Raw genomic sequence first — 12,427 nt, forward strand, 5'->3', positions numbered from 1 at the left:
GTCGTTGCATGCACTCGTTGAAAGTGCTCGTTCTTGAAGACAATTCGTTCCAGTTGATGGCCCTGCACCAGATGCTCAACGCCAACGGCGTGTTCAACGTGTTGAACGCCGAAAGCGTTGCCGCCGCCCGGCAATCCCTGGACAGCAAGGGGCCGGTGGACATCGCCATCTGCGATCTGTACCTGGAGCAGGCCGACGGCCTGGAGCTGATTCGTTACCTGGCGGAGCAACAGCGGGCGAAGGCGCTGATCATTCTCAGCGACGCGCAAGCGGATGTCCGCGAAGGCGCCGCGGCCATGGCCCGGCAGCAGGGCCTGAATGTGCTGGGCTGCCTGCCCAAGCCGGCTTCGGTGACCCTGGTCAATGAACTGCTGAGCCTGTACCAGCAATGTTTCGAGCCGGGCCCGCAAGCCTTGTCGCTGGCCCAGGTGCGCGAAACCCTGGCGCTGGATGTATTCCAGCCTGAAGTGCCGACTGCCGAGGAAGGGCGGGCGGCGGTACTGCGCCATGGGGTCGCGCACTTTCAGCCGGTGGTCAGCCAGGACGGCGAGGTCCAGGGCGTCGAGGCGCTGGCCCGCTGGCAGCATCCGGAGCATGGCCTGATGCTGCCCGCCGAGTTCCTCCCGGTGATCGAGTTCGCCGGGCTGGAAGAAGCCTTCACCTGGCTCATGCTGGAGCAGGCCATGCAGCTGTCGGCCGGGGTGCGCCTGGTCATGGGCCGTTCGCTGGCGATCTCGGTGAACATCCCGGTGGGCATGCTGGAACTGCCGAACTTCGCGCGCCAGCTGGAAGCCCTGCTGCGCCGTTTTGAAGTACCGGCACGCCTGCTGACCCTGGAAATCGTCGAGACCACCGAGCTGCAAACCGACACCGCCCATGTCGAGGCCCTGCTGCGCCTGCGCATGATCGGTTGCAAGCTGTCGATTGGCGACTTCGGCACCGGTGGCACCAGCCTGCAGCGCCTGCTGGAGTTGCCGTTCACCGAGCTGAAGATCCCGCCGGCCTTTGTCTGTGGGCTGGCGGCCGATGAGCGCAAGTCGGCGGTGGTGGCCGGCGCCATGAGCATGGCCCGGCGCATGTCGCTGGGGTTGGTGCTGGCCGGTATCGAGAGCGCCGCCGACTACGAGGCGGCCAAACGGCTGGGGCAGGCGCGCCTGCAAGGCTGCTTCATCGCCGAACCCATGAGCGCGGTCGCCGTGCGTCAGTGGATCGCCCGGCGCGTGAGGGCCGACCTCGGCGAAGAGATGGGCTGAGCCTGCGTTCAGGCCAGCCCGTGTTCCTGCACGTAGATGTACAACGCCGCGGCGCTGGACAGGCCGAGCTTGCGCATCGCGCTGACCTTCTGGGTGCTGACGGTCTTTTTGCTGCGGCTGAGCTTGGCGGCGATTTCCCCGACCGTCAGCCCGGCCGCCAGCAGGCGGATCACTTCGAGTTCGCGGGGCGACAGCTGTTCCCCGGACAGCAGGCGATCCGGCCCGACCTCGCCCGCCAGGCTGAGGAGTTGCTGGATGGCCTGGGCGACGAACACCTTGTTGCGACGCACATGGCTGATCGCCGCCGGCAGCTCATCGGCCAGGCTGGCCTTGCTCAGCAGGCCCATGACGCCCAGGTCGAGAATCGAGCGGAACAGCCCGGCGTTGTTGAGCATGGTCACCACCACGATCGGCAGCTCGGGGTGATGCCGGCGCAGTTGCTCGATCAGGCGCAGGCCGTCGTTCTGCTGCTCTCCCGGCATCATGAAGTCGGTGACCAGGACTTCGCAGGGACAGCTTTGCAGCAGTTCGCCGAGGGCGGTCGGGGAGCTGGCTTCGCCGACGATCTCCAGGTTGTCGTCGCGCTCCAGCACCGCCCGCAGGCCGATGAGGAAAATCGGGTGATCGTCGGCCAGGACGATCCGCAGTTTTTTATTGAGTGTTTGATTCAAGACTCGCTCCGGTGAGAAGGCAGCATTTTGGCCAGGCCCAGCAGCCGGGCAACCGTCATCGCTGCGCCGCCGGGCTTTGCCAACCGCTTGAGGAGAGGGCCCCCATGGCCACAACCCCACCTGCCAGAAAGACCTGCGCAAGGCCTGAAAATCCGCCCCGGGAGCAGGTTGCGATGCCGGTCCGGATCGACCCTCGGCGCTACTCCTGCCAACAGGCGGTATCGCGCTACAAGAAGGTCGAGGCGCTGATCGATCAGCCGGCACCGTCGCGTTCGTTTCTGGTTTGAAGTGCCGATTCTAGTCTGATACGGGCTGTTTTTTATCTGTCATGTTTTGCGGGCATGCTGGATCAACTCAGGTCGGCAACCGCCAGCGGTTGCGAACTTTCTTCTCTGGGCGGTGGTCACTTGAATGCCAGAAAGCTACCGGCATTGGTGTATTCGAGCCTTAATTCCAGCTATTGAGTGGTGATCGAGATGGAAAGTATCAGCCTATTGTTGGGTGAAGCTTTGAGCCCGTATCAGGTAACTCTGACCCCGCGCGCGCAAGGGGAATGCCTGGTGACCCTGAAGAATGCCTTGGGGGCCATCGTGGTCGAGCGTGAGTTCAACCAGGTCCAGTTGACCGACAAGCGCCAGTTGACCGATGTCGTCGACGGCCTGCATCGCGACGTATTGATCGCCGAAGGTCGCCTGGAACCCTGTGTCATCGCGGCCTTGCGTAATGTGGCCCAGGAGAAGGCGTTCGACAGCGCACGCTGATTGGAAATTTTCGGGAACCTTCGCTTCAGCCCATCAGTCAGACCCTTGGCAACAGGATCGAGCATTGTGCTCCGGTGCTTGTCGCTTGTTGCACGGGTCTGCTTGCAGACCACGTTTAACCCCGAGTCGTCTCCCCACTGCTCGGGGTTTCTTTTTGCCCGGATTTTTTAGCGCTGCGGCGCGTCGTGGAAAAACGCCAGGGCATCGCTGCGGTATTGCTCGCGCAGCGACGGTTCCAGCCACTGGGCATAAAGCTCCAGCAAGGTGTCCGGGCGCAGTTCGAGCAACGCCCGGTTGATACGCTCCACCGCCTGGCGGCCCTGCGCTGTGTTCGAACAGCCGACGTTCACCGATTGATACTTGGGCATGCCCTGGATCGGGTAGAACTCCAGCTCGTTCGGATCGATCCCTTGCTGTTGCGCCTGGAAACGAATTTCCGGCTGGTAGCCGATCAGGGCTTTGAGGCGTCCGTGCCTTTGCATCTGCAGCAGGTTGCCGATGGCGCTGTTGCCGTAGTGGGCCATCAGGGCTCCGGGCGGCGCCTGTGCGAGCAGGCTGTCGATCTGCTCGCCATAACTGCGCTCGGCCACCACGCCAACGTTGTGCGGGGCGCTGGCCAGGAGTGCACGCAAGTCGATCTGGCCGTCGTGGATAAACGGCTGCACGCCATCACGGTCTTTGCGACGCACCGCCAGGCCGTTGCTGAACACGCGAAAACTGGTGATGGAAAACGCGATCCACTGTGCCCGCTGCAGGTTGAACATCAGCGCCGGATCGCAGACGAAGGGTTGCTCCCGGAGCATCTGCATGCCCCGGGCGCGGTTGACGTGCACGATCTGGTGGTCGTACTCCGGCAGGCTGGCCATCAGCACAGGCAAGGCCTGGTCGATCACCCCGCGGCCTTTTTGCGGGCCTTCGAAAATCGTCGTTGGCGGCAGGTCGCGCAGGACCCAGATCAAGGTGTTCCTGGCCTGGCTGACCTGGGGCCAGGTGCCGAGTGCCAGCAACATACAAAACACACCTATCCCGCGAATCATTCGCCCGCCACTGCATGGGTTCATCAGGCTGCTGATCCTTGTCGGTAAAACTCTCATTGTCGCGAAATCGTGTTCAACGCTAGATCGCGCCGCTGTCACGCAGGCTTTTGATCTGCTGCTCGTCGTAACCCAGGGCGCCCAGCACCTGGGCATTGTGTTCGCCGAGCGCGGGGCCGACCCATTCGGACGAGCCTGGGGTGTCCGAGAGTTTCGGCACGATGCCGGGCATCTTGAATGCCTTGCCGTCCGGCAGCTTGGCCTGGAGGAACATTTCCCGGGCGAGAAACTGCGGATCGCTGAACATGTCCTCGGCACTGAAGATGCGGCTGGCGGGGACTTCCGCCTGGTTCAGCAACTCGAGCACGCGCTCCAGCGGCAGCGAGTTGACCCAGCGATCGATGACCCCATACAGCTCGTCGCGCCGGCTATCGCGGCCGTCATTGCTGGCCAGGGCCGGGTCGTTGGCCAGGTCGTCGCGGCCGATCACCTGCATGAAGCGCTTGAAGATCGCATCGCCGTTGGCGCCGATCTGCACGTGCTTGCCATCGGCGCTGGTGTGGATGGAGGAGGGCGTGATGCCGGGCATGATGTTGCCGGTGCGTTCGCGGATGAAACCGAAGACGTCGAACTCCGGGACCATGCTTTCCATCATGGCGAAGATCGCTTCGTACAGCGCCACGTCCACCACCTGGCCCTGGCCACCGTTGACCTCGCGGTGCCGCAGGGCCATCAGCGCGCCGATCACGCCCCACAGGGCGGCAATCGAGTCGCCGATGGAAATGCCGGTGCGCACCGGCGGGCGGTCCTCGAAACCGGTGATGTAGCGCAGCCCGCCCATGGACTCGCCGACCGCGCCGAAGCCGGGCTGGTCCTTCATCGGCCCGGTCTGGCCGAAGCCGGACAGGCGCACCATCACCAGCTTGGGGTTGAGCGCGTGCAGGGTGTCCCAGCCCAGGCCGAGTTTTTCCAGGACCCCGGGGCGGAAGTTCTCGATCAGGATGTCGGCCTCCGCCAACAGCTTCTTCAGCACCTCCAGGCCGTCCGGGTGCTTGAGGTTCAGGGTCAGGGACTGTTTGTTGCGCGCCTGGACGAACCACCACAGCGACGTGCCTTCATACAGCTTGCGCCACTTGCGCAGCGGGTCGCCGCCATCGGGCGATTCGACCTTGACCACCTCGGCGCCGAATTCGGCGCAGATACGCGAGGCGAACGGGCCGGCGATCAGGGTGCCGAGTTCGACGACTTTCAGGCCGGCAAGGGGTTTGGCGGTAAGCGGCATGGAAGATCCTTGTAGGACAAAGATTGGACGGTAGAGCGTTTTAACATAGCCCGGCGCTCCCTCGCCAAAGGATGATGGTGCGCGATTCGTGGATTGGCCCGTGCATCGGTTAGACTTGCCGCCTTTCCTCGTATCAAGAAGCCCCGTCCATGGCCCAGCCGTCTACCACCTACAAGTTTGAATTGAACCTGACTGACCTCGATCGCGGGGTGTACGAAAGCGTCAAGCAAACCATCGCCCGCCATCCGTCGGAAACCGAAGAGCGCATGACCGTGCGCCTGCTGGCCTACGCCCTTTGGTACAACGAACACCTGTCGTTCGGTCGTGGCCTGTCGGAAGTGGATGAGCCGGCCCTGTGGGAAAAAAGCCTGGACGACCGTGTGTTGCACTGGATCGAAGTCGGCCAGCCGGACGCCGAGCGCCTGACCTGGTGCTCGCGCCGTACCGAGCGCACCAGCCTGTTGGCCTACGGCAGCCTGCGCGTGTGGCAGACCCGGGTGGTGGACGCGGTGAAGAACCTGAAGAACCTCAATATCGCCGGCGTGCCCCAGGACGTCCTGGAAGTCCTGGCCAAGGACATGCCGCGCGTTATCAAGTGGGACGTGATGATCAGCGAAGGCACGATCTTCGTCACCGACGATCGTGGCCAGCACGAAGTCCAGCTGGAATGGCTGTTGGGCGAGCGCTGAGTTCGCCACGCCGCGCGCTGTTTCGCTGTATCCCCCGTATCGAAGAGAAGCTTCTGTCACCCCATGCGTATCGAACCTCGTGAGTTGCCCGCCACCCTGCCGTTTCTCGGTGATCTGCCGCCGTTGCTGACCCGCCTGTACGCCGCCCGTGGCGTGCAGTCCGAGGCCGAGCTGGACAAGAGCCTGGCGCGGTTGATCCCGTTCCAGCAGCTCAAGGGCATCGAGGCCGCGGTGGACCTGCTGGTGACCGCGCTGGAGCAGCGCGAACGCATCCTGATCGTCGGCGACTTCGACGCCGACGGCGCCACCGCCAGTACCGTGGGCATGCTTGGCCTGCGCCTGCTGGGCGCGGCCCATGTCGATTACCTGGTGCCGAACCGTTTCGAATACGGCTACGGCCTGACCCCGGAAATCGTCGCGGTGGCCCTGGAGCGCCAGCCCCAGCTGCTGATTACCGTGGACAACGGCATCTCCAGTGTCGAGGGCGTGGCGGCGGCCAAGGCGGCCGGGCTGAAAGTGCTGGTCACCGACCACCACTTGCCGGGCCACGAGTTACCGGCGGCCGATGCCATCGTCAACCCGAACCAGCCCGGCTGCGAGTTTCCGAGCAAGGCCCTGGCCGGGGTCGGGGTGATCTTTTATGTGCTGATGGCGCTGCGGGCCCGCCTGCGCAGCCTTGGCTGGTACGAAACCAAGCCGCAGCCGAACATCGGCGAACTGCTGGATCTGGTGGCGCTGGGCAGCGTCGCCGACGTGGTGCCGCTGGACGCGAACAACCGCATCCTGGTGCACCAGGGGCTGGAGCGGATTCGTGCCGGGCGCGCGCGGCCGGGGATCAAGGCGATCCTCGAAGTGGCCAAGCGCGAGGCGTCGCGCATCACCTCCACCGACCTGGGGTTCATCCTTGGCCCACGGCTGAATGCCGCCGGGCGCCTGGACGATATGAGCCTGGGCATCGAATGCCTGCTCAGCCATGACATGGCCCTGGCGCGGGAAATGGCCGGCCAGCTGGACGAGTTGAACCAGGATCGCAAATCCATCGAGCAGGGCATGCAGCGCGAAGCCCTGGCCCAGCTCAAGGACTTGCCGGTGGAGTCGATGCCATTCGGCCTGTGCCTGTTCGAGCCCGACTGGCACCAGGGGGTGATCGGGATTCTCGCTTCGCGGCTGAAAGAGCGTTACCACCGGCCGACCATCGCCTTTGCCGACGCCGGCGAAGGCATGCTCAAGGGGTCGGCGCGCTCAGTGCCGGGCTTTCATATCCGCGACGCCCTGGACGCGGTGGCGGCCAAGCATCCGGACCTGATCAGCAAGTTCGGCGGTCACGCCATGGCCGCCGGCCTGTCGCTGCCGGAGCAGAATTTCCCGGCCTTCGCCGAAGCCTTCGATGCCGAGGTGCGCCGCCAGCTGCGCGAGGAAGACCTGACCGGACGCCTGCTGTCGGACGGCACCCTGGCGGTGGAAGAGTTCCACCTCGAACTGGCCCGCGCCCTGCGCCATGCCGGGCCCTGGGGCCAGCACTTTCCCGAGCCGCTGTTCCATGGCGTATTCCAATTGGTGGAACAGCGCGTGGTCGGCGAGCGTCACCTCAAGGTGGTGCTGCGCAGTGAATGCGGCTCGGTGAAACTCGACGGCATCGCCTTCGGCATCGACCGCGATATCTGGCCGAACCCGACCATCCGCTGGGTGGAACTGGCCTACAAGCTGGACCTCAACGAGTTCCGCGGCCAGGAAACCGTGCAACTGATGATCGCCCATATCGAACCGCGTTAAGGCTGCTGACGCTATCGCGAGCAAGCTCGCTCCTACAGGGAGTGTGTTGCTTCTGTAGGAGCGAGCTTGCTCGCGAAAAAACGCCAGGCCACCATTACCTTCCTCGGCAAAATGTGTCGGAACCCTGCTGGTCGCGCCGTTGTCGACTAGTCTCTAAACACTGCTTGATTGGCCTTGTGACGTCTTGTCCTTTTTTCTCCCGCGGGGGCGGGCGCTGTTCCTTTCCAGTCACTCGTCGACTTTTCAAACAGAACCCTGGAGCCTGACCACTGATCGAGAGGTGCCCCATGAGTCTGCTGCTTGAACCCTATACCCTTCGTCAATTGACCTTACTCAACCGCATCGCGGTATCGCCCATGTGCCAGTACTCCAGCGTAGATGGACTGGCCAATGACTGGCACCTGGTGCACCTCGGCAGTCGTGCCGTGGGCGGCGCCGGACTGATTTTCACCGAGGCCACGGCGGTCACCGCCGACGGGCGCATCACCGCCCAGGACCTTGGCCTGTGGAACGATGAACAGATCGCACCCTTGCAACGCATCACCCGGTTCATCGCCGCCCAGGGCGCAGTCGCCGGCATCCAGCTGGCCCACGCCGGACGCAAGGCCAGCACCCATCGGCCGTGGCTGGGCAAGCATGGCAGCGTCAAGCCCGAGGAGGGCGGCTGGGTCCCGGTAGGCCCTTCGCCGATTGCCTTCGACCCGCAACATACACCGCCGACCCAACTCGACGAAGGGCAGATCGCCGCGATCGTCCAGGCCTTCGTCGACTCGGCCAAACGCGCCCTGGTCGCCGGCTTCAAGGTGGTCGAAGTGCATGCCGCCCACGGCTACCTGCTGCATCAATTCCTCTCGCCCCTGAGCAATCAGCGCCGTGACCAGTACGGTGGCTCCTTCGATAACCGCATTCGCCTGGTCCTGCAGGTGTGTGAGGCGGTGCGGGCGGTCTGGCCGCAAGAGTTGCCGCTGTTCGTCCGGGTGTCGGCGACCGACTGGGTGGAGGACGGCTGGAACCCGGACGAAACCGTCGAGCTGGCCTGCCGCCTGAAGGCCCTGGGTGTGGACCTGATCGATGTTTCCTCGGGCGGCACCGCGGTCAATGCCGAGATCCCCACCGGCCCGGGCTACCAGACCCGCTTCGCCGAACGGGTGCGCAAGGAGTCGGGGATCGCCACCGGCACCGTGGGCATGATCACCGAGCCGGCCCAGGCCGAGCACATTCTGCGTACCTGTCAGGCCGACATCATCTTCCTTGCCCGCGAGTTGCTGCGCGACCCGTACTGGCCGCTGCATGCCGACGACGACCTGAGCGGGCACAAGGCGATCTGGCCGGCGCAGTACCAGCGCGCGACCCATCGCGACCAGCCGATTCACGAGTCGGACCTGCGCGAGTGAGCTGAGCGGGGCATAAAAAAACCGGCCTGTGAGGGCCGGTTTTTTATGCCGTGTCATACACCGCGACCTGTAGCCGCTGCCGCAGGCTGCGATGGGCCGCGTAGCGGACCGCCTCTGGACACAACGGTCGATCGCTCCATCCGCGGCGCCCGTTGACGACCGGTTCCCGGTCGATCGCAGCCTGCGGCAGCGGCTACAGGCGATAGTGCTTCCTCAGCTGTACTTGCGCTTGTCCGGTGCCGGCGGGAAGTACTGGTACAGCCAGGTCTCGCTCAGGGTGCGATCGTTGGTGCGGATGAACAGCCGCAGCTCCACCGGATCGACGCTGTCGTTGGTCGGGTACCAGTCGAAGAGCACGCGATAACCCTGGATCTCGTCCAGCTTCAGCACATGGAAATCCTTGACCTGGCCGTTCGACGCGGTGACCACCGGTTCGATGCCGGTGCCCTCCGGCAGTCGCTCCAGGCCGCCGCCATTGAAGTCCACGGCGAAGCGCCGGGCCCAGACCGGCGGGTAATGCTCGCCCGGGGCCCAGCCTTCGACGAAGCCGCCCATGCCCGAACGGGTGGCGTTGACCCGCGCCAGCGGCGTGCCCACCGGTGGCAGGGCGCTCCAGTACAACTTGTAGCCATAGTTCAGCGAGTCCCCGGCGGCCAGCGGTTTTTTCGGGGTCCAGAAGGCCACGATGTTGTCCAGGGTCTCGCCGGTGGTGGGGATCTCCAGCAGGTCGACCGAGCCTTCGCCCCAGGCGGTGGTCGGCTCGACCCACAGGCTCGGGCGCCGGCTGTACCAGTCCACGGTGTCCTGGTAGTTGGCGAACTCGTGGTCGGTCTGCACCAGGCCGAAGCCCTTCGGGTCCTTGTCGGCGAAGGCGTTGAACTGCAGGGTCGCCGGGTTGTTCAGCGGGCGGCAGATCCACTCGCCGTTGCCGCGCCACATGGCCAGGCGGTCCGAGTCGTGGATCTGCGGATGGATGGTGTCGCACATGCGCCGTTCATGGGTGCCGCAGCTGAACATGCTGGTCATCGGCGCGATGCCCAGCTGTTCGATGGCGGTGCGGGCGTTGACGTGCGCGTCGACGTCCATCACCACGCGCTCGGCCTGGCAGTCGATGTCGAAGCGGTAGGCGCCGGTGGCGCTGGGCGAGTCGAGCAGGGCATAGACCACGAAACGGGTGCTGTCCTTGTCCGGGGTCTCGAACCAGAACTTGGTGAAGTCGGGAAACTCTTCACGTTTCTTGGCGTAGGTGTCGATCGCCAGGCCGCGGGCCGACAGGCCGTACTGGCCGGTCTTGTCCACCGCGCGGAAATAGCTGGCGCCGAGGAAGGACACCACGTCGTGCCTGTCCAGTTCCGGGGCCTTGAACAGCTTGAAGCCGGCAAAGCCCAGGTCGCCCTTGAGCTGCGCGGTGTCGACGCTGGTGTTCTGGTAGTTGAACAGCGACGGGCGGAAATGCACTTCCCGCGCCTGACGGCTCTTGGCGTCGACGCTGTACATGCGCACCGGCTGCTTGAAGCCCATGCCGACATGGAAGAACTGCACGTCCAGCTGGCCGTTCAGCTCCTTCCACAGCGAGTGGTTGCCGTCGTACTGGATCGCGTTGAAGTTCTGCGGGGTCATGGTCGCCAGGGTCGGCGGCAGCACTTGCTTGGTATCCACGTAGGGCTTGCCGGCCAACTGCTTGGCCTGGGCCTTTAGAATCTCGAAATCGAAGGCCTGCGCTTCGCCGTCGGCGGCGCCCGCCCAGGCCCGGGTGGCCAACAGACCCGTGGCCGACAGGCCGGTGTAGGCTGCCAGCGCCATGGATGCTTTCAGAAGATGCCTGCGATGCATAAGTGAACCTTGTCAGGAGATCCCGAGCCCTTCCTGGCTGCGCTGGATCGGAAAATGGAGGTTCGGTCATGCCTTCGGCCAAACACAACGGACTTTTAACAGCTGGCGGATAGAATAATCGGTTCGCCCGGGGCAAAAAATGCCCCGCGTGTATCGATACGTAAAACCACGGACGGCTTCAGGAAACCCAAGATGCTCAATGAACGCCCTTTGACCCCGCAAGACATCCCGCTGTTCAAACTGATTGACCGCGCGGAACTGATCGAAGCGTTCTACCGCCTGCAGGACGGGCAACTGCTGTGTTATCCCCAGCGCGAAGTGGTGACCGGCTGGCCGCCTGGCGAAGCCGAGCATGACGCGCAGGTCTTGCAGGCGTGTGGACAGCGCGGCGGCTGGCTGTACGGGGTGTTCGACGAGCACCGGCTGGTGGCCGCGGCGGTGGTCGATTGCCTGGTTATCCACAGCGCCGGCTTGCAACTGCGGCAACTGAAGTTCCTGCATGTCAGCCAGGCTTATCGCGGGCGCGGCCTGGGCCAGCGGCTGTTCGGCCTGGCCGCCGAGCAGGCGCGGCGCATGGGCGGCGAAGGGCTCTATGTCTCGGCCACGCCATCGCGCAACACCGTGGATTTCTACCGCCGCCTGGGCTGCGAGCTGTTGTCGGCCCCCGATCCAGAGCTGCATCGCCTGGAGCCCGAGGACATCCATCTTTACCTCAGGCTGGCCTGATCTTCAGCGGGTTTTGCACCAGGTGAAGATCACCAACAGGCTGAACAGCCTCTGTGATTCATGGGCTGCTACTGATCAACGGCATGAGCCTCGGCACGGCATACAGCACCAGTACGCAACCCAGCCACAGGCCCAGCCAGCGATAGTGGGTAGGCATGCCGCAGGCGTGCCAGCCTTTGGCGGCGGCATACACCAGGGTGATCTGGATCAGCACCAGGGACAGGACCCCGGTGGGAGCCGCCACCGCCGAGACAAAGGGCGCGGCGACGGCGTGGGTCAGTACCAGGCCCAGTTGCAGGGCGGCGAACGGCAGCACCAGCCAGACGGCCACTTGCAGCATCAGGCTGACGATTCGGGAATGACGAGGCATGGGCGCATCCTTGCTGCCGGAGAAGTTTCCGCGCCGCGGGCGGGGAAACCAGGCGTTTTGTGGCGGCGGATGGTGCCGCAACTTGATCGGCTTGGCCAGGCCTCGTTCAATAGCCGCCTTTCAAGGAGATCGGGCAAATGAATTGCGGTTTTTCGGCGTGCGCGCGATGAAGTACAAGAAGACCCTGGCGGTCGTGGGGGGCCTGCTGGGAGCCTGTGTACTGGTGTTCGCCAGCGCGCTCTACACAGTGCTCGAACGCGAGCCCTATTCGGCGACCAGCCCCTCCGGTCGTTACCTGTTGCAGCATGCCTCGGCCGGCGGGCTGCTGGTGCCTTTCGGCGGCAAGGGCTATCTGCAGGTCATCGACCTTGAGGACCCGGAGCGGGTCTACCGCACGCCCTTGATCCGGGACTGGTCGCTGGACCTGCGGATGTACGAGGACGACAACAGCATCAGCATCTTTGGCCTGGAGTTCATCAAGGCCACCAAGACCTACATCATTCAGTGGCCGGATTGGCAGCATCACTGGCTCGATTGGTTCATCAGCAACACGCCCTATGAGTTCTGCGCTGAAACCGACGGTAATTGCTATTAGCAGGGCAGGCGGCCTTGCCACATCGTTCTCTGATTCGTGTCGCGAC

General features: G+C 64.2%; 13 protein-coding genes. 8 read left to right on the forward strand and 5 right to left on the reverse strand.

Translation table 11 applies throughout. The features are described from left to right. The first annotated feature begins 8 nt into the window (after positions 1-8). Positions 9-1,253 (forward strand): EAL domain-containing protein, encoded by a 1,245-nt coding sequence (locus tag J4D28_RS08390; RefSeq protein WP_103330505.1) that lies wholly within the window; start codon positions 9-11, stop codon positions 1,251-1,253. 8 nt (positions 1,254-1,261) lie between these two features. Here J4D28_RS08390 and J4D28_RS08395 read toward each other — a convergent pair whose 3' ends face one another. Next, the gene (locus tag J4D28_RS08395) at positions 1,262-1,924 is read right to left on the reverse strand and encodes a response regulator transcription factor (protein WP_038630679.1); all 663 of its coding nucleotides are present in this window, start codon (positions 1,922-1,924) and stop codon (positions 1,262-1,264) included. A 104-nt stretch (positions 1,925-2,028) separates the two neighbouring features. Between J4D28_RS08395 and J4D28_RS08400 the strand changes: the two genes are divergently transcribed. Further along, complete coding sequence (locus J4D28_RS08400) at positions 2,029-2,211, forward strand: hypothetical protein (RefSeq protein ID WP_124301179.1); 183 nt, start codon at positions 2,029-2,031, stop codon at positions 2,209-2,211. A gap of 189 nt (positions 2,212-2,400) precedes the next feature. Further along, positions 2,401-2,685: a DUF3509 domain-containing protein gene (locus J4D28_RS08405; RefSeq protein WP_016702741.1), complete on the forward strand. Its 285-nt coding sequence runs from the start codon at positions 2,401-2,403 to the stop codon at positions 2,683-2,685. A gap of 167 nt (positions 2,686-2,852) precedes the next feature. On the opposite strand, the gene J4D28_RS08410 is transcribed toward J4D28_RS08405, so the two are convergent. Beyond that, entirely contained in the window at positions 2,853-3,695 is an 843-nt protein-coding gene (locus J4D28_RS08410; protein WP_009047153.1) for a TIGR02285 family protein, read from the reverse strand. Between the two features lie 106 nt (positions 3,696-3,801). After that, positions 3,802-5,001 carry a CaiB/BaiF CoA-transferase family protein gene (locus J4D28_RS08415; RefSeq protein WP_023969736.1) on the reverse strand — a complete coding sequence of 400 codons (1,200 nt, stop codon included), beginning with the start codon at positions 4,999-5,001 and terminating at the stop codon, positions 3,802-3,804. Between the two features lie 149 nt (positions 5,002-5,150). Between J4D28_RS08415 and J4D28_RS08420 the strand changes: the two genes are divergently transcribed. The 3 genes from J4D28_RS08420 (at position 5,151) to J4D28_RS08430 (ending at position 8,857) form a co-directional block, all read left to right on the forward strand. After that, positions 5,151-5,690, forward strand: coding sequence for a YaeQ family protein (locus J4D28_RS08420; RefSeq protein ID WP_007923023.1), 540 nt, complete (start codon positions 5,151-5,153; stop codon positions 5,688-5,690). Between the two features lie 63 nt (positions 5,691-5,753). After that, the gene (gene recJ, locus J4D28_RS08425; RefSeq protein ID WP_041985777.1) at positions 5,754-7,463 is read left to right on the forward strand and encodes a single-stranded-DNA-specific exonuclease RecJ; all 1,710 of its coding nucleotides are present in this window, start codon (positions 5,754-5,756) and stop codon (positions 7,461-7,463) included. Positions 7,464-7,750: 287 nt separating this feature from the next. Next, positions 7,751-8,857, forward strand: coding sequence for an NADH:flavin oxidoreductase/NADH oxidase (locus tag J4D28_RS08430; protein WP_009047156.1), 1,107 nt, complete (start codon positions 7,751-7,753; stop codon positions 8,855-8,857). A gap of 213 nt (positions 8,858-9,070) precedes the next feature. On the opposite strand, the gene J4D28_RS08435 is transcribed toward J4D28_RS08430, so the two are convergent. Then, positions 9,071-10,690 carry a glucan biosynthesis protein D gene (locus tag J4D28_RS08435; RefSeq protein ID WP_016702744.1) on the reverse strand — a complete coding sequence of 540 codons (1,620 nt, stop codon included), beginning with the start codon at positions 10,688-10,690 and terminating at the stop codon, positions 9,071-9,073. Between the two features lie 192 nt (positions 10,691-10,882). Here J4D28_RS08435 and J4D28_RS08440 point away from each other — a divergent pair, with 192 nt between their 5' ends. Next, complete coding sequence (locus tag J4D28_RS08440; protein ID WP_009047158.1) at positions 10,883-11,416, forward strand: GNAT family N-acetyltransferase; 534 nt, start codon at positions 10,883-10,885, stop codon at positions 11,414-11,416. A 58-nt stretch (positions 11,417-11,474) separates the two neighbouring features. On the opposite strand, the gene J4D28_RS08445 is transcribed toward J4D28_RS08440, so the two are convergent. Beyond that, positions 11,475-11,786: a hypothetical protein gene (locus J4D28_RS08445; protein WP_009047159.1), complete on the reverse strand. Its 312-nt coding sequence runs from the start codon at positions 11,784-11,786 to the stop codon at positions 11,475-11,477. Positions 11,787-11,952: 166 nt separating this feature from the next. On the opposite strand from J4D28_RS08445, the gene J4D28_RS08450 reads away from it, so the two are divergent. Further along, positions 11,953-12,381, forward strand: a complete 429-nt coding sequence (locus J4D28_RS08450; protein ID WP_223815552.1) for a hypothetical protein — start codon at positions 11,953-11,955, stop codon at positions 12,379-12,381. The last annotated feature ends 46 nt before the right edge of the window (positions 12,382-12,427 follow it).

The sequence above is a fragment of the Pseudomonas sp. GW531-T4 genome (assembly GCF_017349615.1).
GTDB lineage: Bacteria > Pseudomonadota > Gammaproteobacteria > Pseudomonadales > Pseudomonadaceae > Aquipseudomonas > Aquipseudomonas chlororaphis_I.